At 42.3% G+C, this 18,628-nt stretch carries 22 protein-coding genes and 1 riboswitch; of the genes, 16 read left to right on the top strand and 6 right to left on the bottom strand.

What is annotated here, in order from left to right; all coding sequences use genetic code 11:
- Nucleotides 1-129: 129 nt before the first annotated feature.
- From ACXAEY_RS16940 to ACXAEY_RS16920, 5 genes are all read left to right on the top strand, one after another.
- Nucleotides 130-900 carry a DUF2628 domain-containing protein gene (locus ACXAEY_RS16940; protein WP_474813604.1) on the top strand — a complete coding sequence of 257 codons (771 nt, stop codon included), beginning with the start codon at nucleotides 130-132 and terminating at the stop codon, nucleotides 898-900.
- A gap of 101 nt (nucleotides 901-1,001) precedes the next feature.
- Nucleotides 1,002-1,104: riboswitch (purine riboswitch) on the top strand.
- Between the two features lie 221 nt (nucleotides 1,105-1,325).
- Nucleotides 1,326-2,186 (top strand): 5'-methylthioadenosine/S-adenosylhomocysteine nucleosidase, encoded by an 861-nt coding sequence (locus tag ACXAEY_RS16935; RefSeq protein ID WP_442865177.1) that lies wholly within the window; start codon nucleotides 1,326-1,328, stop codon nucleotides 2,184-2,186.
- A 110-nt stretch (nucleotides 2,187-2,296) separates the two neighbouring features.
- A complete protein-coding gene (locus ACXAEY_RS16930; protein ID WP_474813602.1) occupies nucleotides 2,297-3,304 on the top strand; it encodes a S66 family peptidase in 1,008 nt (335 codons plus the stop codon).
- A gap of 171 nt (nucleotides 3,305-3,475) precedes the next feature.
- The gene (locus ACXAEY_RS16925) at nucleotides 3,476-4,252 is read left to right on the top strand and encodes a PAS domain S-box protein (protein WP_474813600.1); all 777 of its coding nucleotides are present in this window, start codon (nucleotides 3,476-3,478) and stop codon (nucleotides 4,250-4,252) included.
- 115 nt (nucleotides 4,253-4,367) lie between these two features.
- Nucleotides 4,368-5,141, top strand: coding sequence for a hypothetical protein (locus ACXAEY_RS16920; RefSeq protein WP_474813598.1), 774 nt, complete (start codon nucleotides 4,368-4,370; stop codon nucleotides 5,139-5,141).
- A 106-nt stretch (nucleotides 5,142-5,247) separates the two neighbouring features.
- Here ACXAEY_RS16920 and ACXAEY_RS16915 read toward each other — a convergent pair whose 3' ends face one another.
- Nucleotides 5,248-5,553, bottom strand: coding sequence for a DUF3243 family protein (locus ACXAEY_RS16915; RefSeq protein ID WP_474813596.1), 306 nt, complete (start codon nucleotides 5,551-5,553; stop codon nucleotides 5,248-5,250).
- Between the two features lie 196 nt (nucleotides 5,554-5,749).
- On the opposite strand from ACXAEY_RS16915, the gene ACXAEY_RS16910 reads away from it, so the two are divergent.
- Entirely contained in the window at nucleotides 5,750-6,601 is an 852-nt protein-coding gene (locus ACXAEY_RS16910) for a phosphotransferase family protein (RefSeq protein ID WP_474813594.1), read from the top strand.
- 2 nt (nucleotides 6,602-6,603) lie between these two features.
- Here ACXAEY_RS16910 and ACXAEY_RS16905 read toward each other — a convergent pair whose 3' ends face one another.
- Genes ACXAEY_RS16905 through ACXAEY_RS16895 form a run of 3 tightly spaced genes read right to left on the bottom strand, consistent with a single transcriptional unit; the run spans nucleotide 6,604 to nucleotide 8,080 of the window.
- Complete coding sequence (locus ACXAEY_RS16905) at nucleotides 6,604-7,086, bottom strand: hypothetical protein (RefSeq protein ID WP_474813592.1); 483 nt, start codon at nucleotides 7,084-7,086, stop codon at nucleotides 6,604-6,606.
- A complete protein-coding gene (locus ACXAEY_RS16900) occupies nucleotides 7,073-7,549 on the bottom strand; it encodes a hypothetical protein (RefSeq protein ID WP_474813590.1) in 477 nt (158 codons plus the stop codon). The genes ACXAEY_RS16905 and ACXAEY_RS16900 overlap by 14 nt, the downstream gene beginning before the upstream one ends.
- Nucleotides 7,550-7,564: 15 nt before the next feature.
- Nucleotides 7,565-8,080: a CBO0543 family protein gene (locus ACXAEY_RS16895; RefSeq protein ID WP_270180881.1), complete on the bottom strand. Its 516-nt coding sequence runs from the start codon at nucleotides 8,078-8,080 to the stop codon at nucleotides 7,565-7,567.
- Between the two features lie 281 nt (nucleotides 8,081-8,361).
- Here ACXAEY_RS16895 and ACXAEY_RS16890 point away from each other — a divergent pair, with 281 nt between their 5' ends.
- The 5 genes from ACXAEY_RS16890 to ACXAEY_RS16870 all read left to right on the top strand — a co-directional run bounded on the left by ACXAEY_RS16890 (nucleotide 8,362) and on the right by ACXAEY_RS16870 (nucleotide 13,055).
- On the top strand, nucleotides 8,362-8,811 hold the full coding sequence (locus tag ACXAEY_RS16890; protein WP_474813588.1) for a pyridoxamine 5'-phosphate oxidase family protein: 450 nt from the start codon (nucleotides 8,362-8,364) through the stop codon (nucleotides 8,809-8,811).
- A gap of 11 nt (nucleotides 8,812-8,822) precedes the next feature.
- Nucleotides 8,823-9,743, top strand: coding sequence for an alpha/beta hydrolase (locus ACXAEY_RS16885; protein WP_474814871.1), 921 nt, complete (start codon nucleotides 8,823-8,825; stop codon nucleotides 9,741-9,743).
- A gap of 77 nt (nucleotides 9,744-9,820) precedes the next feature.
- Nucleotides 9,821-10,729: a phosphotransferase gene (locus ACXAEY_RS16880; RefSeq protein WP_474813586.1), complete on the top strand. Its 909-nt coding sequence runs from the start codon at nucleotides 9,821-9,823 to the stop codon at nucleotides 10,727-10,729.
- A gap of 13 nt (nucleotides 10,730-10,742) precedes the next feature.
- Entirely contained in the window at nucleotides 10,743-11,486 is a 744-nt protein-coding gene (locus ACXAEY_RS16875) for a nucleoside phosphorylase (protein WP_474813584.1), read from the top strand.
- A gap of 144 nt (nucleotides 11,487-11,630) precedes the next feature.
- A complete protein-coding gene (locus ACXAEY_RS16870) occupies nucleotides 11,631-13,055 on the top strand; it encodes a sodium/glutamate symporter (protein ID WP_270180886.1) in 1,425 nt (474 codons plus the stop codon).
- A 56-nt stretch (nucleotides 13,056-13,111) separates the two neighbouring features.
- On the opposite strand, the gene ACXAEY_RS16865 is transcribed toward ACXAEY_RS16870, so the two are convergent.
- Together ACXAEY_RS16865 and ACXAEY_RS16860 are read right to left on the bottom strand one after the other, a co-directional pair.
- Nucleotides 13,112-13,918, bottom strand: a complete 807-nt coding sequence (locus tag ACXAEY_RS16865) for a hypothetical protein (RefSeq protein WP_474813582.1) — start codon at nucleotides 13,916-13,918, stop codon at nucleotides 13,112-13,114.
- The gene (locus ACXAEY_RS16860) at nucleotides 13,915-14,451 is read right to left on the bottom strand and encodes a sigma-70 family RNA polymerase sigma factor (protein ID WP_474813580.1); all 537 of its coding nucleotides are present in this window, start codon (nucleotides 14,449-14,451) and stop codon (nucleotides 13,915-13,917) included. The genes ACXAEY_RS16865 and ACXAEY_RS16860 overlap by 4 nt, the downstream gene beginning before the upstream one ends.
- A gap of 137 nt (nucleotides 14,452-14,588) precedes the next feature.
- On the opposite strand from ACXAEY_RS16860, the gene ACXAEY_RS16855 reads away from it, so the two are divergent.
- The 5 genes from ACXAEY_RS16855 (at nucleotide 14,589) to ACXAEY_RS16835 (ending at nucleotide 18,628) form a co-directional block, all read left to right on the top strand.
- Entirely contained in the window at nucleotides 14,589-14,912 is a 324-nt protein-coding gene (locus tag ACXAEY_RS16855; protein WP_474813578.1) for a YnfA family protein, read from the top strand.
- Between the two features lie 129 nt (nucleotides 14,913-15,041).
- Nucleotides 15,042-16,271 (top strand): dicarboxylate/amino acid:cation symporter, encoded by a 1,230-nt coding sequence (locus ACXAEY_RS16850; RefSeq protein ID WP_474813576.1) that lies wholly within the window; start codon nucleotides 15,042-15,044, stop codon nucleotides 16,269-16,271.
- A 162-nt stretch (nucleotides 16,272-16,433) separates the two neighbouring features.
- Nucleotides 16,434-16,829 (top strand): HIT family protein, encoded by a 396-nt coding sequence (locus ACXAEY_RS16845; protein ID WP_442865142.1) that lies wholly within the window; start codon nucleotides 16,434-16,436, stop codon nucleotides 16,827-16,829.
- Nucleotides 16,830-16,879: 50 nt separating this feature from the next.
- Entirely contained in the window at nucleotides 16,880-17,983 is a 1,104-nt protein-coding gene (locus ACXAEY_RS16840; RefSeq protein WP_474813574.1) for an alpha/beta hydrolase-fold protein, read from the top strand.
- Between the two features lie 174 nt (nucleotides 17,984-18,157).
- Nucleotides 18,158-18,628 (top strand): DUF2975 domain-containing protein, encoded by a 471-nt coding sequence (locus tag ACXAEY_RS16835; protein WP_474813572.1) that lies wholly within the window; start codon nucleotides 18,158-18,160, stop codon nucleotides 18,626-18,628.

Genomic DNA, 18,628 nt, shown 5'->3' with positions numbered 1-18,628 from the left:
TTTTTTAAGGTGTGATGAAAGTAAGTGATGGGCTTTTTGATTCACTTACTTTTGTAAAATTGGTTGTCCCTTCCTAATTGTTAACGTATCCTTAAGTATGTTAACTAGTTGGATCGGGGGAAAAGTGTGTTGAAGAAAAAGGATAAAGACATAAAGTTTGAAAGCCTTGATGAAGAATTACGTGAAGAAGTGCTTGAGTATACGGGAAAGAGATCAGACGTTTACGAAAAGAAGTGGAGCAAATTATCAAACAAAAAGTCGCAGATTTCATGGAACTGGGCGTCGTTCCTTTTTAATCTGTTTTGGTTTGCATTCCGTAAGATGAACATTTATGCCTATTCGTTACTAGGTGTTATCGTCTTGATCGATGTTTTGTCCATCCTTTACTTTAAGAAGACGATTTCGGGTACAAGTATGGGACCTATATTTATAGCGTTCGCTCTCTTATCAAATAAAGTGTATTTTGATTTTGTACTTAAACAAGTAAAGAAATTGAAAGAAAAATACCCTGATCGTGAAGAACGCTTGGCAGCCATAAGGAAGCAGGGGGGCGTAAGTTGGCTTAGAGCTATTCTTTTTGTACTAATCGTCTTCATCTATTCTTTCTCAATCGTGTTTGTAGAAGAAGAAGTGTACTTTTCCTACATGGAGCCAAAGTTCACTGAAGCATATGAATTACAAGAAGCGGGTCAGCTTGATGAAGCACTAGAGGTGTATGAGTCGATAGAAAATGACAATATACCTGTAGCAGAAATTCATTTAAACAAGATGTACATATACTCCGATAAAGGTCAGGATGAAAAAGTTTTAGAAGAAGTAAATGCTTATTTAGAGATCAGGCCAGAGGATGAAGAAATGCTTGAAATAAAAGAATTAGTCCTTGATAGGCTAGAAGAATGAGAATTGTCTATCGTTATTTAAACGAACATTAAATGATTATTTTCATTTAATGTTCGTTTTTTGGTTGTGTTCCTATCGTTCCTTTGATATAGTTACACAGTAAACAACTTAAAAGCATTGCTCGTATATCCTCAGTAATATGGTCTGAGTGTCTCTACCTGGTTCCCGTAAACGAACTAGACTACGAGTTAAAGTATATGCCGGTACTAGCCGTTTCTTTTTGCTATGGTTATTTCTATTGTTGATACTTTGACTTTGTTGGTCTAGAAGGTAGATGTCACTCTACATTTCTAGGCCTTTTTCTGTGGAGAAAACGGTGCATCAAACATCTTAGAGGGGAGCACAGTAGAAGTAGTGGAGAAGACAATATCATTCGAACAACAAAGGGGAGTTTTCAATTGAAACGTAGAATAGAAGCAAGATACATGGCGATCGCAATGGTTTCCTTACTAGTACTTTCTGTAATGGCAGGATGCAGTTCTTCCACGAAAAGTGAGGCTGAAGCAGCTAAGGAGAATGAAAAGCAGCCTCTCATCGTTCAAGGGCCAATGCCGATTGAAGCTGAGAAGTTTGCTAGTAAGTTAAGTGATGTGAAAGAAGAAAAGTCTGGTTCATTTGTGTTTTATAAAGGAACATTGGACGGTTACCCTGTGATCGTCACGAAGACAGGTAAAGGAATGGAGAATACTGCGGCTGCAACGGCTGTAGCGATCGAAAAGTATGACCCGATCGCTATTATCAACCAAGGTACTTCGGGTGGGCATGATCCAGATCTTCACGTCTTCGATATCGTTCTAGGTGAACGAACTGTCAATCTCGGTTCATTGAAAACACCGAACAAAGATGAAGGGGAAGGCATTTCACCGAAAGAGTGGATTCCGATGGACTTGATGGCATCAGAAGGAAGTGCGGGAGAAGATCCTGATGCAGAAAACATCCGTTATTTTGAAGGTGACAAAACGTTACTAAAGGCTGCTCATGCGGTAAAAGATACCTACACAAAAGGAAAGATTGTCGATGGTACGATCGGTTCAGCAGATGTATGGAACAATGAAGTGGATCGCATCAATTGGTTTCATGAGAATTTCGGATCTTCAGTAGAAGAGATGGAAGGTGCGGCTGGCGCACAGATTGCAAAAGCGTATGATGTTCCTTTTCTTGGCATCCGCGTACTTTCCAACAACAAAGTAAACGACGGTGCGTATAACCCTGAAACCGCAGAAGCAAATCAGGAATATGTTTATGAAGTCGTGAAAGAATATTTAACGATGATTGAAGAAAAGTAATCGCTTAGAGTGTGGATGCGTCCACACTCTTTTTATGTAGCGGAAGGAAACGAGTGCTGTTTATAGAAGATGATTGAATGCACAAAACCAAATAGTGAGGAAGATGCATCATGATTCAGTATCCAACCTTAAAAAATAGCGCAAAGATTGGAGTGACCGCTCCATCTTCTGGAGTACCAGAAAGCTTACATAAGATTCTTCGTGAAGCTATTGATAAAGTAGAAGCAAAAGGGTATGACATTTCCTGTGGCGAGACAGTCTGGACTCAGAAAAAGGCAAAGTCAGCAAGTGCGAAGGTGCGAGCGGATGAATTTAATAGACTGATGCAGGATGAGGAGATCGACCTCATCGTGCCGCCTTGGGGCGGAGAGCTATTGATCGAAATTCTCGAGCATATTGAATTTGAAAACATCAAACCGAAATGGATTCTCGGCTATTCAGACGTTAGTGCGCTGTTGTTTTCCATCACGTTGAAAACAGGTATTGCGACAGCTCATGGAACAAACTTGATCGATTTAAGAGGTGACTATCAAGACGCGACAACTGCAATGTGGGAATCCGTTTTAAAAACGAAAAAAGGTGAAACGGTCGACCAACATTCTTCTGAAGCCTACCAGAAGGAATGGGACCACGAAAATCCATCTCCATGTGTCTTTCATTTGACTGAACAGACTGAATGGAAATCAACGGAAGACAATGTTTCGATAGAAGGACGGTTGCTTGGAGGGTGCCTCGACATCCTCACACATCTCGTCGGCACGCCATATGGCGATGTAGCGTCATTTAGAGAAACGCATTCAGATGAGCCAATCCTCTGGTATTTCGAAAACTGTGATTTGAATACAACGAGTGTAAGACGGTCGCTAGTTCAAATGAAACTAGTAGGGTGGTTCGATCATTGCTCAGGTATTTTGTTTGGGAGGAGTGCAGCGAATCAACAAGTGAATGGGTATGTCATTGAAGATGTGTATGAACAGCTTGCGGAAGAAATCGGAGTGCCTGTGGTTTACGATATCGACTGTGGTCATGTTCCTCCACAGCTCACATTGATAAACGGTGCTCTTGCAAAAGTGACCGCACGTAATGGAAAGGGAAAAGTTATTCAAACATTCGACTGAATTTCACTTCTCATCAGGAAAAAGCGCTAGATTTTTGTAGAATAAAGGATTTTTGACGAGCAAAGACGAATGAGTTGTTAATAAGGTTTGTTACCGGTCTGCTTGTATGAATCAATTTAGATACCTTCTTAGCCGTAGCCGTTCGCGAGATCTTGTAGAAGGAGGAGGTATATGGAACAACATTCTGCCATTCGGAACATAACAGGTGTCCAAAAAGAACTCGTTTATAATCAAATCTTGGAGTACTCGAACGAAGCGACTGTCATTCATTCAAATCACGAAATACTTTATATTAATCAGTCAGGAATAGACTTACTCAATGGCACGAGAGATTCGATCATCGGTCTAGATATCGTGGAATTCTTTAAGCCAGATCAAAGAGGGTTTGTAAAAGACCAGATACGTAAATTGACCATTGATAAGCAGATCAGTGAAACCATCGAAACTGAGATCTTCAAGCAGGACGGAACGGTTGTCGAAGTTGAGTTATACTGTCACTCGGTCGTATATGGGGATGTTGCAGCAATTCAAACGATCATCCGAAACATCACGACACGTAAAGATGCTGAGCGGAAGTATAAAAGAATATACAACGAAATCGGCATGCCAATCGTTCCGGTGTTCGATGGCATCGCTGTGCTCCCACTTATCGGGTCGATCGATGAAGAGCGAATCGCCCACGTTTTAGATCATATCCCAAGCAAAGTACACCAAAAAAAGTTAGATCATCTGATCATCGATGTATCTGGTGTCTATACGATCAACGAGCGGGTCGCCGAGTTTTTATTTAAAATGAACGATGTGATCGAACTTCTCGGTGTGTCTATCACATATACAGGGTTTCGGCCAGAGCTCGTATATAAAGCAGTGGATAAAGGGTTAGAAATTGGCAACTTAAAGACTGTGGCGAGTGTTCAGCATGCGCTTCGTGGATTAAATTGCACATAGCACCATCTACACATCTGAGGAATTTGAGATGTGTCTTTTTTTGTTCGCACCTCTTATGTTATGGTTATACTATTATTTCCAAAATTGGAAAAACACTGCGTTAGGAGAAGAGGACATGCAATATGCGATATCTGTCACCGACACCTTATATGTAGAAACGATTGAAGCACAAGGCTTACAAGTGATCGAGGTGTTGAAGGAGTTTTCAGAAGCACTTAAAGACATCACATCGTTCGAAGCACCGCGTGGAATCGTCTTTCACGATTTGAAGTCAGCTACCGAGCTATATTCTGATATCCCTATCCCAGCGTATACGTCTCGAGACCTCATCCATCTCAGTCCTGATCCGGCGGTTTGGAAGGAACTCTTTTTATCAACGGTTAAAGAAGGGATGGAGCATGCCGAAGCGTACTACTCTTCGACTAATCATCTTGATGTAGCAGCCATCGCTGCCCATGAATTGACCCATCACGCGGATTTCTTTCACGATGATTTTGAGGGTGACGACGTGAACATGTGGTTTGAAGAGGGGCTTTGTGAATATATCCCAAGTAAGCTCATGTTCTCTGAACAAAAGTTTCAGGAAACTTCAGAAGTTGAGGAAATGTTGATCGAGAGCTACAAAGAAGAGTTCGGTGAGTATTGTTTGAGTGAGTTTGGTAAAGCGGGCTATCGATATGGCGAGAAAAATGGGTGCGCGGGGGCTTTTTATGACTACTGGCGAAGCAAAAAAGTTGTGAAGTCGTTAGTGGAAGACCATTTTGATAATCGCATTTCAAGTCTGATCGCGTGCTATAGAATGTGGGATCAATCTACACCGCTCCATGGTTATTTTACAAATGTGCTTGGCTTATCTGAATCCCAAGCAAAAGACTTATGGCTAGCATAAAAAAGCCCTGACTCACATCTCCAGTGAGAGCCAGGGCTCGTAAAACCATCCTTAAATGGTAACACTCTATTTCACACAATAACGTGCTAATCGTTTAGAAATCAACTTACTTGTTTGTTTCATCAGTAAGCTTAACGAGAACATGAGCGATGTGCTTACGTTCTTCTTCATTCGCTACGTTCCATAGCTCGTTCAATACTTTTTGCTCACGGTTTCGAGGATCTTCATGCTTTGCTAAGTAGTCACCAACACGCTTAGCACCTTTTGTTAACCCTTCTTCACCAAGACCAAGTTTTTCACCTTTTTGAACTTGATCACCAAGATAGTCTTTGAATTGCTGGAAGTTCTCTAGAATATCATCTTTCTTGTCTTGATTCATTTCTGCTGCTGCACTTTTTGGATCTCTACTCATTTTAATCCTCTCCTTCAACTTGTTTTCATGTTTCTTCTTCCACGTATGGAAGTGTTAAAAACATGAGAGTGTTTTCCGATGCGTTGTTGATTTGGTAATGTTAACCACACAGGATATATAACCGAGCGGGACTGAATGTAAACCTGTGGGCTCAGAATAGGTATGATCTTACTATATAAAGAAAAGGAGAAAGGCTATGACATGTGATTTTGAGCGTCAAATCAATACGGTTTATCCCGAGTTAACCATCAGGAAGCTAGAACAAAACACCATTGGTCAAAACAATGATGTCGTCATTGTGAACGAGAATCTTGTCTTCAGGTTTCCGAAGTATGATGAAGGGATTCTAGCGCTGAAGAATGAAACGGCGGTCCTTGAAGAAGTTAGAAAACATGTGACGCTCCCCGTTCCATTCCCTACGTATCAGTCGTTACAGACGCAGGAGGTTGGGAAGGTTTTCGCGGGGTACGAGTTGATAGAAGGGGAACCATTTTGGAAAGAAGAATTTCAGAAAATCACTGTGGAAGATAAAGAGAGAATTGCGAATCAGCTCGGTTCATTTCTTTCAAAGCTTCATTCGGTTCCAATCGAACAAAGCAACGCAGCGATTCATCATGAGGTTGAGAGTTTATATGTAAGGATACAGAACCTGTTATTCCAACATATGAGGGAAGATGCGAGAAAGGATGTTTCCAACCTTTTCGAATCCTTTCTTGAAAACGTGAAAGAGACCCATGTACATAAGAAGCGGATTCACGGTGATTTTGGCGCTTCAAATATTTTGTGGGACCCTGAGAAACGTGAGATAACGGGAATCATCGACTTTGGGGAAACGGAAATCGGAGATCCAGCCTATGATTTTGCAGGGCTTTTAGCTAGCTACGGAAACGAATTCGTAGAGAGGTGTCTTGCATTTTATTCTGAAGGGGAGGACCTTCTAGAACGCGTGACGTTTTATAAAAACACGTTCGCATTGCAGGAAGCTCTTCATGGTATCGAACACAATGATGTTGAGGCGTTTGAGAGCGGAATCTGTGAGTATCGATAGCGTTAGTTTGATTTTACTAAGTGATAGTAAGTCAGCAGCATCGATTGAAACAATAGATAGATCGGCACAGACCAAACCATCGAGTAGCCCTTGTCAAAATGATAGAGGCCTATTTTCGTCCCGATCCACTCCATCATCATCGACACGACCGTCCAAATGACGATGTAGAGAATCGAGTAAAAGCCTTTGATGTTTAGTTTTACATAAATGTAAACAAAGAAGTAGCTATATGGACAGTACATCACATAGCTTAAGAAATCGATTCCCTGATAGGCGGCAGTATCATTTACATCATAAAAGTCCCATGCACTAACGCTTAGCGTTTGGTCACTAAACATTCCGATGAACAATCCAAATAAACTATAGCCGACCGTCTCTAAAGTAGAGAAAAGTTTTGGGAGTATAAATATAAGTGAAAACAAAACAAGTACGCTAAGAATAACGAACCATTCGTTTAGGTCAAAAGCCCGTTCATAAACCTTCATAGTGCTCTCTCCTTCGCAGCATCATAACGAATTTGAGCATAGCAAGGCCGATGAGTAGAAGGATACAGTCCATCATGATCGCAAAAAAGAAGTTCCATTCGTTGTATACCTCAACTTTAAAATAGACGGACCCTACGTTAAAGGTATGCATGATTAGCAAGGTACAAGCAAAAAGGCCAAACTTTGCTTTTCGACTCGTTAACATGCTAACTGTATTGATAAAAAGAATAATGATTAACGGTGCGATGAGGTTCCGATGCAGTAAGAAGGTTAGAAATAACGTGTTGTCATCTGATGTGGAGATGAATTTCATGTTCCATGTAATAATTGTCAAGTAATTCATGATAAAGATGGAAACACCGAAGAACACGATGGAGTTTTCGAGAAAGCTTCGCATTTTTCTATGGAAGATCGTTATCTGAATCAGGAATAAGGAAATGGTCATTGCGATCGCAAGTGCCACGTTCATCCTCCTTGACTATCTCCAATTGCTTACGGGAACATCGTACAGAATGAGCAAGACGATGATGATTGGAATGGAAATTACATAAGCGATTAGAGGGCGTTTGTAATGTAAATAGAGCATGGTAAACATGATGAAATCGAAGACGATCGAACTGATTAACGTCCAGCCGTGGTGATAGTGAAATAAATCCAAAACTGTGAAAAGCCATTCGAAGAATCCGTATAACACGACCCATGAGAGTAGAAAGAGGAGCTTTGTAGATGTTCTTTTCAACCTATCCATATAAGGGATATAGATTAAAACCGAACATGGGTAGACGATGAACATGATGATTAAGTTTATCGATGTATGGTTCGGTAAAAAATTGCTTTCCGTATACTCCCACAGCGGGTATTTGTAAGTTAGGAAATTATAGAGAAGATCACATGCTATAAAATAAAGGATGGTGTGATGGTATTTCTCCCAATGCCGCCAGTCTCCAAAAAGTCTAGCGGCAATGATCCAACATAGCGCTCCTAATATGTACATAGTCCATTGCCCCTTTTCATCTGCACATCTGTTAGCTTTTTCAATGTTGGAAAGAATATGCGTTTGCTGTGCTGTTAAATATTTGGTGTGATGTGGGGAAGGTGTGGCTTAAGGTATTTCGCGGATATTTTCTTGATATCGCGGATAAAAGAGGAGATTTCGCAGATATATTCAATATTCCGCGGATATCTCATTGAATTCGCGGAAATAGTCCGATTTGCAACATGAATTTAGGCATTTACAGATTGCCTTCCATACTTTTAAATGAAGGGTGATACATAATGAAAGTATTAAGAGGAAAGCGAAGTTTTGACTTGGACGAATTTATGAAAAAGCCTCTGTTCGCACATCTATCTACGATGGCAGATGAGGGGCCAAGGGAGTCTCCTGTTTGGTTTTACTGGGAAGATGAGTGTATTTGGATCATTGGTACACCACCTTCTGATACGTTTCCAGCAAGAATTGAGCAGTATCCGAAGTGTGCGATCGGCATCGTGGATTTTGATCGCAGCACTGGTGAAGTTTTTCATGCAGGGTTTAGAGGTGAGGCAACGGTCGTCCCATTTGATAAAGGGATCGCCTATCGCCTGCTCAGAAGGTATCTTGGGCCAGAGGAAGCAGAGTGGTCCCCAAACTTTCAGGGATTGGGAGACAGCAACGTTCTCATTAAATTCGTCCCCGAAACTGTCGTCGTACGAGATCAGTCATACGCTCCGAGCGGTGGCGAGTGAAACATTGGGAGATGAGAGACATGACATATACACAATTACTGAACAAGACGATCGAAACATATGAAAACGATGGAAGCTTAGAAGCTTTCCGCTATATTCAAGAGCATGCTGATGAAGTCGAAGGGAATCGAACGCAGATTTATAATTTTCAATATGCGCTCGCTGCAGCTTCTGACCTAAAAGATGAAGCATTAACATTGATGAGAGAAGCTGTCATCGACCATGGGTATTGGTATTCCTATGATTATCTCATGGCAGATGAAGATTTAGACTCCATTAAAGATACAGGCGAGTTTCAGGAACTCGCGGAGATTTGTAAGAAAAGGGAAGAAGAAGCGAAAGCAACGGCTAAACCTGAGTTAACGCTCATCGGTGAAGATGGAGCAGAAAAACCACTACTCATCGCGTTACACGGTGATCAGGAAAATGCTGCTTTAACGAAAGAATATTGGCGTTCGGTCGTTACAGAGGGAATGGCTCTCGCTCTTCCACAGTCGTCTCAAATTCAGTTTACGGATGCATACGAATGGGAAGATCTTGAAAAAGGCTCAGATGAAGTCGTCAATCATACGGAGCGATTGGTCGATCAATTTAATGAGATCACGATCGGAGGCTTTTCAGCTGGATGTCGAGTAGCCCTTCACGCCATGGTGACAAAAAACTTACCTGTTAAAGGGTTTATCTTTGTTGCTCCGTGGCTGCCAGAAGTAGAAGAGTGGGATGAGTTGCTCGACAACATCGGTACAGATGTAAAAGGCTACATCATATGCGGAGACCAGGATGAAGACTGTATTGAAAGTGCAAACAGATTTGGAGAGCTTTTAGTGAAGCGAAATATTCAGCACAAGTTGAAGATCATATCAGGTCTTGACCACGAATATCCTGAGAGATTTGAAGAGATGTTGAAAGAAGCGATGACATATATTGGTTAAGACGCTGAGGAAAATTGATGAAGGTGCTAGAGCTTCATCATTCCTCTTATACTAACCACCAAAAAAGGGGTGAAGCGATGAACACGCCACAAGCTTGGACGGAGTATATTCATCTTGTTCCTGCTTTAAAGAATGCTGTCGTATGGAAGTCTCTACGACAATGGTCACTTTCAGAAGTTTGGAGAGTCACGATGCCAGGTGGAAACACGATGATTGCAAAAAAAGGAATGGGAGAGAATTCCCGCGAGGCAGCCGTTTATGAACATCTGCTTCGTCCCCTTAAAGTTGATTCACCAATTATTTATAATGCGATTTCAGAAGGCTCAGTTGGCATTTTACTGATGGAAGATGTAAAAGGGAAAAGTGTCGAAGAAAACCCTGATGGACGTTATTTTATAGAAGCAGCCAGAAAATTAGCAGCGATGAGGACTGAAGTCCGATCGAGGCTAGCGAATAAGGGCACTGGCATCAAAGATGTTTTTTACTTAAAAAAAGATAAGTTGATCAACGATCTTGTACATTTGAAAAAGCAGCATCAGCTGTTAGAAATTAACCAGGACGTTATTCTTCAACGTGCGTTAGACGTTCTTCCACAACACTTGGAACAATTGTATAAACGCTTCCCAGTTACCATTACTCACAATGATTACTATCCAAAAAATATGGTAGGCATAAACAAAACGCTCAAGATCATCGACTGGGCCAATGCCAATCTTAGCCCGCACCTTGGCGATCTATACTGCTTGATTACCTCTGCCGAAGAGTACGGAGTAAGTCAAAAAGAAGTGATCGATGCGTATCGAAATAACGTCACGGAGGAATTAGCAGTTGATCTAGATTGGCAGATTACGATGGGCGGCATCTGCTGGACGATTTATATGCTTAGATGGCTGATCGATTATGGTGTGGACGCGATTCCAGAAGCGAAGGACTGGGTTCCAGATATGGTGAATGAACTCGAACGTTTATTAGGAACGCTCTCATAGTTAGGGGGATCAAATGAAGCTTTATGGAGATTTTGAAAAAGAAGATTGGTTGAACGCGATGAAAATAAAGCCTGAGGATGTACCTGACGCTTTTATCTTACACGGAGAATGGGAACATGAATGGAATTTAGCGAGTTGGAAGGAGCTTCTTCATCACGATCAATGGCTCCCGGATTGGAATGCGATCGTAGGGACATACGGCGACAGACGGATTGGGTTTGCAAATGTGTTTGGAGGCCCGATCGCAGCGTCAGTTGCCCATCGGTTCTCCGTGCTAGGAACTGAGACGTTCATTCAAACGGGCTATTTTGGCGGGTTGTCTCATGATGTGCAGTATGGTGATATCTTTATAGCGACGTCGGCAGCGATGGAAGATGGGGTATCACACTGGTACTTACCTGAGAGAAAAACGGTCGAAGCAGACGAAGGACTTGTTCAAGAAGCAATCAGGTTTTGTGAGGAAAAAAATTATTCTTACGTAAAAGGACCCATTTTCACAACGGGTGCGATCCATGCTGAAACGAGCGAACTCGTCGCCTCCTGGGCGGATGACGGGTATATTGGAGTCGATATGGAGACGGCAACGACGTTTGCTGTCGCAAAGAAATACTGCAGAAAGGCGATCAGCCTTCTTAACTTATCTGACCATATCATTAAAGGAGATACCCTCTACTCGGATAATCTTGAAAGAGATGAAATCGAAGCGAAAACAGATGACAGAATTAAAGAACTAGCGCTTCACCTATCACATTTCTAGAGTAGACTTTTCAATTGAAAAAATTGAAAAGTCTTTTTTTTTTGAAACACGTTTAACACCTTTTTTTACGAGGGAACGAAAAGTAAAGGTTGTTATGATGTGATTCGAAGCAGCTAGAAATTTGATGTAACGAGGTGGTTCATTTTGAGTCCGGATCAAATAGGGTTTGCGCTATTATATATAGGTGTCTTTCTTCTTATCGGAAAACTCATACGTGTGAAAGTGAAAATTTTGCAAGATCTTTTTTTACCTGCATCCATAATAGGGGGCTTTATCGCGTTGCTCCTAGGTCCTCAGGTTCTTGGTAAGCTTGTCGCTCCTTTCGTCTCGGAAGGGCATTTCTTAGCGAACGGCATTATGACAGATACGATCATCGAGGTGTGGGCGGCGCTCCCAGGACTTATGATCAACGTGGTGTTCGCATCGTTATTCCTTGGCGCGACGATGCCGAAGCTTAAAGACGTGTGGACGTACGGCGGGCCGCAGCTCGCCTTCGGTTGGGCAATCGGCTGGGGACAATATGTGATCGGTCTATTAGTCGTCTTACTCATCCTTACACCGTTCTTCGATATTCCAGCGATGGCGGGGGCACTGATCGAGGTCGCCTTTGAGGGCGGTCACGGTACGGCAGCAGGTATGGCGAGTACGTTCGAAGAGCTAGGCTTCTCGGAAGCGTTCGACTTAGCGATTGGACTTGCGACAGTCGGTGTGCTGTCAGGTGTGATCTTCGGAATCATTCTGATCAACTGGGCAGTAAGAAATAACAAAACAGAAGTGATCAAAGACGTTGATGGTTTCTCTGACCTCCGAAAGAGTGGGATCATGGAGTATCAAAACCGAGAGCCAGCTGGAAAGATGACGCTCCGACCTGAGTCGATCGAGCCGCTATCGTTCCATCTCTCGATCATTATGGTTGCCATTTTGATAGGTTGGTTGATTTTACAAGGGTTGATCGGACTAGAAGCGATTACGATCTCTCAGTGGACAGGCTCAAGCTTCATGACGTACATCCCGCTGTTTCCGATCGCAATGTTCGGCGGAATCATTCTACAAATCTTCTTTAATAAAAATGATAAGTACAACCTGGTCGATCGCCGCATGATCAACCGTATTCAAGGACTTGCATTAGACATCTTGATCATTTCAGCAATTGCGACGGTATCACTCGAAGTAATCGGTGACTACCTCGTTCCATTCTTGATTCTAGCTGTAGCCGGGATCTCCTGGAACTTATTCGGATTCCTATTCCTCGCGCCAAAGATCATACCGAATTATTGGTTCGAACGAGGAATCGGAGACTTTGGTCAGTCGATGGGTGTTACGGCAACAGGGCTTCTCTTGATGCGAATCGTTGACCCTGATAACGAATCACCTGCGTTCGAAGCGTTCGGTTACAAACAGCTCGTGTATGAACCGTTCCTAGGTGGTGGTCTCGTCACGGCGCTTTCGGTTCCGTTTATCGCAGGTGTTGGACCGTGGGCAGGATTGATTTTATCCCTTGCCATGACCGCACTTGGCATCTTCTTCGGAATCTTTTATTTCGGAAGAGGGAAGCATAAAGAAGGATAACAACGAGTAAAGGAAGCTGTCTCATTTATGAGGCAGCTTCCTTTTTGTGTAAGAACTTATTCATCTCGCCAGTAATCTACGAGTTCTTCTTCCGCGATCAGTGCTTCAACTTCAGACACGCTGTCTCCATCGAGCATGTATGAATAACCAGATGGTGAACCTTCTGCTTCATTCATGGTGATATTAAGGTCATTCACTAACCCTATTAAATACGTCATGCCGACTTTCATTCGTTCACTCGGTTCCTTCCATTGATCAAGATATCGAGTAGGAGCTACTGTTCCATCTAAGTTTAAGTGTTCATATCGTTTGCGCTCTTCGTTATTGAGAAGGATCGAGAGGTTTTTTAGATTTTCAAAGTCTTTTTCAATCGCTTCTCCTTGAACGGTTATGCCAACAAGAGAGACTCGAATCGATGTTGCTCCTATGGTTTTGTAATACATGTGATCATCGTCATGCTGCTCAGGGACGGGGGCATTTAACGTTTCAGCATAGAAAGCGATCATCTCTTTTGCACTTGTAGGATGAGTTTCGACGACGTCGCTCGGGACGGTCACATCAGTCCATTCTTTATCGAGTCCAGAAGAGCTGGTAGAATTCCCTTCGCTAACAGAAACAGATTGTTCTTGGGGATTTGGTTCATCCACAGCTGATGGATCGGTCTTTTCTAGCCCACCTGTTAAGATAATCGCTCCAAAGACCGCTAATACTACCACTGTTGAAGCCGTGTAGAGTAAGAACTGTAATGGGTTCCTCTTCTTCTTAGATGAGATATGATGGAGGACCGCCTGTTTTCCTGCATTAGAAAATGAGATGGTTTCATACGTTTCTTCATGAAGTTTTTGTTTTAGGTCATGATTCATGGCTGTAAACCTCTCCTTTCGAGTTCTAATTTAAGAATTTGCTTTCCTCTCCTTAGTCGTGTTTTGATTGTGCTTTCGTTCAGTTTCGTTATTTCGCTAATTTCTCTGATTCTTAATTCTTCATAATAATACAGATAGAGGATGCCTCGGTATTTATGTGGTACTTGTAGCAACGACTCGGTGACAGCATGTTGGTCGTCTTTTTGAATCAGCTTAATTTCTGGTGTGAGTTCATTCGATGGGTGGTAAGTTTTACTGTAAGGCAGCCATTTTTTGAAAGCATGTGTTTTTAACGTATCTAATGAACGATTGACCGTAATGCGGTAAAGCCAAGTTTTGAAGCTTGATCGCTTTTCGAACGTATTGAGATGGTGATAGCAGCTTATAAACACATCCTGTGTGATGTCTTCTGCTGTGCTCAAGTCTTTTACATATGTAAAAGCAAGCTTCTTGACCATGTCACCGTATTCATCCATAAGGTGAACGATCGTTTCTTCACGCGTTGCGTCTTCAATCGAGTGTACATTTTCCAAGAATTATCAGCTCCTTTCTTAAAAGCTGTATCGGTAATTTAATCTTAGACGATGGAGGAAGAGAATAGTTTCATATTTTAAGAAAACAATGGTAATGATTTATAATCAAGCGCATGTTGGAAGAAGGACGTGATAGTATGGTCAGTTCTTTATTATTGTTTGTTCTTGCGGGACTAGCTGAAATAGGTGGAGGCTATCTCATCTGGCTTTGGTTACGGGATGGCTATCCTTCATATTACGGCGTGATCGGTGGGATAACGCTTGCGCTGTATGGCGTGATCGCAACCTTTCAAGCATTCCCATCTTTCGGTCGTGTGTACGCGGCATACGGAGGGGTGTTCATCATTCTTTCAGTATTATGGGGATGGGGTGTCGATCAGAAGACACCTGATGTTTATGATTGGTTGGGAGCGGGAATCTGTTTGGTCGGTGTATCTGTCATGCTGTTTAGCCCGAGATGATCGCTCGTGCTACGACAGGTGCATTTTACCTCAGGCATACCCGTTGACTTTCGGTAAAATGTAAGGTATCTTTATTTCCTAGTAAATTCATAGGACTAATATTAGTTTATTTGCAAGGGGAGAAAGGGAATGAAGAAACTATTTCGAGGCTATCTTGATGCCTCATTAATATTAAAAATTACGATAGCACTTCTATTAGGGATTGTCGTAGGTTTTGTTTTTGGTGAAGATGCGGCTGTGCTTGCGCCGTTCGGTGATCTATTACTTAATCTATTAAAGTTTCTCATCATACCGCTCGTTCTCTTCACACTGATCGTTGGGGTAAACCAAACGAAGCTTGGAGATTTAGGGCGTAAGGGCGGAAAGGTGTTCAGCTTTTATGTGATTTCCAGTGCGGTTGCGATGATCGTCGGAATCACGGTTGCGAGCCTCTTCAATCCTGGAGAAGGATTAAACCTCACTCCGAACGAAAGCGTTGAAGTGCCAGAAAATCCAGGCGTGGTGAGCGTCTTACTAAACATCGTTCCAACGAATATCGTGACGGCGTTTAGTGAGATGAACCTTCTTGGAATCATCTTTACAGCGCTCGTTTTCGGAATCGCGATTTCTGCTCTTAGAAGTTCAATTGAAACAGCTGAGCTTGGAGAGCATCTTTATAAAGTTGTTAACGGACTGAACGAAGCCACGTTCAAGATCATGAACGTCGTGCTACAATACGTTCCGATCGGAATCTTTGCGATCATCGCGAAGACGATTGGTAACCAGGGGATCGACACCATTCTTTCACTAGGAAACATGATCGTGGTGTTATATATTGCACTCGCTGTACAAATCGGAATCTATGTGATTGCGATGCTGTTCTTCAAAGTGAAACCCGGTGAGTTTTTCAAAAATGCACGTACGCCGATGATCACGGCTTTTGTTACGCAGAGTAGTTCAGGCACGCTACCGGTGACGTTAAATGCGGCAAGAGGACTTGGCCTTTCAAAGAGCTTATATAGTTTTAGTTTACCGTTAGGTGCTACGATCAATATGGATGGAGCTGCGATACGAATTGCGGTATCCGCTGTTTTCGCCGCTAACGTTGTCGGCACACCGCTAAGCTTCCCGGATATGCTTGCGATCGTGCTCGTAGGAACGCTCGCATCGATCGGTACTGCAGGTGTTCCTGGTGCAGGAATCATCATGATCGCTACAGTGTTTTCTCAGGTAGGCTTACCGATGGAAACAGTAGCATTGCTAACTGCTGTTGATGCGCTTGTTGGTATGGGTGCAACAGCACTCAACGTTACTGGAGACCTTGTCGGTTCTTCAGTGATCGACCGTACCGAAAAGAAAAATGAGTTAAAAAGTGCTTGACCTGAAAGACCAGGGAAATCTTATGATGACCCTGGTCTTTTTTTTTATGATTGCAGACATTGGAGCGGGATGGTATACGATACCTATAAGAGGGCTATCCCGGTATTTTTAGAGGACTTTTATCATGTCCTATCGAATTTTTAGAAGTGGAGGGGGATGCTGATGTACAAAAAAGATTGTCCATTTTGCAATCCATACAGCGATGTAAACCAAACGATCGTGTTTGAAAGTGAAACATGTTATTTTCTTCAGCATGACAATGAACAACGAGTGTTGAAGGGTTCTGGCGTGATCGTTCCAAAAAAGCATAGGAGCGACCCTTTTGATTTAACTGAAGAGGAATGGCTCGATACATATACGCTCTTAAATCGAGCGAAAGCCTACCTCGACGAACGGTTTTCACCTGATGGCTATACAGTCGGCTGGAATGTTGGTGAAGTGTCAGGTCAATTCATTCCACATAGTCACCTTCACGTGATTCCGAGGCATATGGATGAGCCGCTTGCTGGGAAAGGCGTTCGCTATTGGTTGAAGCAAGATGAAAATAAACGAAGATAAAAGGAACCGCACTCGAATCGAGTGCGGTTATTGAGCGTGGGAGGAAAGGTATGAATATACAAGAAATACGAAGCCCTTTTAGTTATAACGAGATTTCTATCATGAAACAACTCGAGACACCGATTGTGAAACACGTAGATGATGGGATCGAAATTCACTTTATCTACTTTGGAAATGAAGACACTTCGAGCGTTCACGTTTTAGGTAGTTTTCCAGGGTGGGAGTTACAAGGAGGAGACATGACGAGGCTTGAAGAAAGCGACATCTGGGTAAAATCCTTTCTTATAGATCGTGCATTCGCAAGCACGTACTATTTCTCAATCAATGATGACTATGGTGATGATTGGGGTGGAAGGTTCAAGCACATGATCTTAGACCCATTAAACCCAAACACAATGGAATTTTCTGAAGTACCCGGTGACCCTCATACGGCAATCTCATACGTTGAAGTTGATGAGGAGCTAGCCGCTATGAATGTGACGCAGAAGGGGACCGTCTACAAGGAAGTGTTCAATAGCAGCGTCTTACATAATGAACGAAATCTCTGGATCTATGATCCTATTGAAGTTGACACGCCTAAGAACGTGTTGATTCTATTCGATGGTTTCCAGTATACAGATGCCATCCCGGCACCTGCTATGATCGATCATTTATATGATGATGGAAAAATTCCTGCAACGGTTATGATCGGGGTGGATAGCCCAGACCGCTTTACGGAGTTTGTTGGAAACGATGTGTTCACTCAATTTTTAACAGATGAACTTTTACCGTGGATTCACAATACGTTCAGAGTGAATCAAAACAAAATCGTTTTAGGAGGAGCTAGCTTAGGAGGATTAGCCGCATTTTATAGTGCAATTTCACGTCCTGACCTATTCCGTGGGGTTCTATCACAATCGGGTTCATTCAATCATAAGAAGTGGGTGGATTGGCCTGTTCATCACATGGGAAATGAGTCGAAGCAACATCCTGTACGGATCTACATGAATGCAGGCAAGTTGGAAGTGCCAGCGTTACAAGAAGCCAATAACCAAACGTATTCAGCGCTCAAACGAAATGGCTATGATGTAAAGTATGATGTGTTTAACGGTGGACATGACGTACTATGGTGGCGTGAAACGTTTCCTAGAGGGCTAGAATATGTCTTTAAGTGAGGAATGAAAAACTTATCCCAATGGGGGTAAGTTTTTTTTGTGTGAATTCCTCTGAAAATCTAGTATCAAGAGAATACATTAACAATAAAAACATATCTATATTTAATAATTATTTATTGAAAAACAATAAATTATGAGTTATATTCAACATATCAAGCAAGCGAGGTGTTTACATTGAAACTAGGTTCAACGAATTTTTTAAGAATCGTTGTAGTCGTCATTGGGGTTGCGGTACTTGCGCTGTGTATCTTTGCGTTACCAGCGATTGCGTCTGAAGCAGCTGAGGGTCAAACATTTCTTTATCCTATTTTAATTGGAATGTATGCTGCTGCCATTCCGTTCTATGTTGCGTTGTATCAAGCTCTAAAACTGTTAAGCTTCATCGATAAAGAAGAAGCGTTTTCTGATTCCTCTGTGAAGTCGCTACGAACGATCAAGTTTTCTGCAGCAACCATCAGTGTGTTGTATATGCTCGTTATGCCGTTCTTTTATATAGTTGGAGAGAGGGATGATGCTCCAGGCGTGATTGCGATCGGATTAGTCATCATCTTTGCTTCTCTTGTGATCGCAGTATTTGCGGCTGTTCTTCAGAAGTTATTGAAGAGTGCGATCGAAATCAAATCTGAAAATGATCTAACGGTTTGA

It is taken from the genome of Anaerobacillus sp. ABA4_114, from assembly GCF_056159065.1.
The sequence above is the reverse complement of the archived record's forward strand: the minus strand, read 5'-3'. Positions and strand labels throughout refer to the sequence as shown.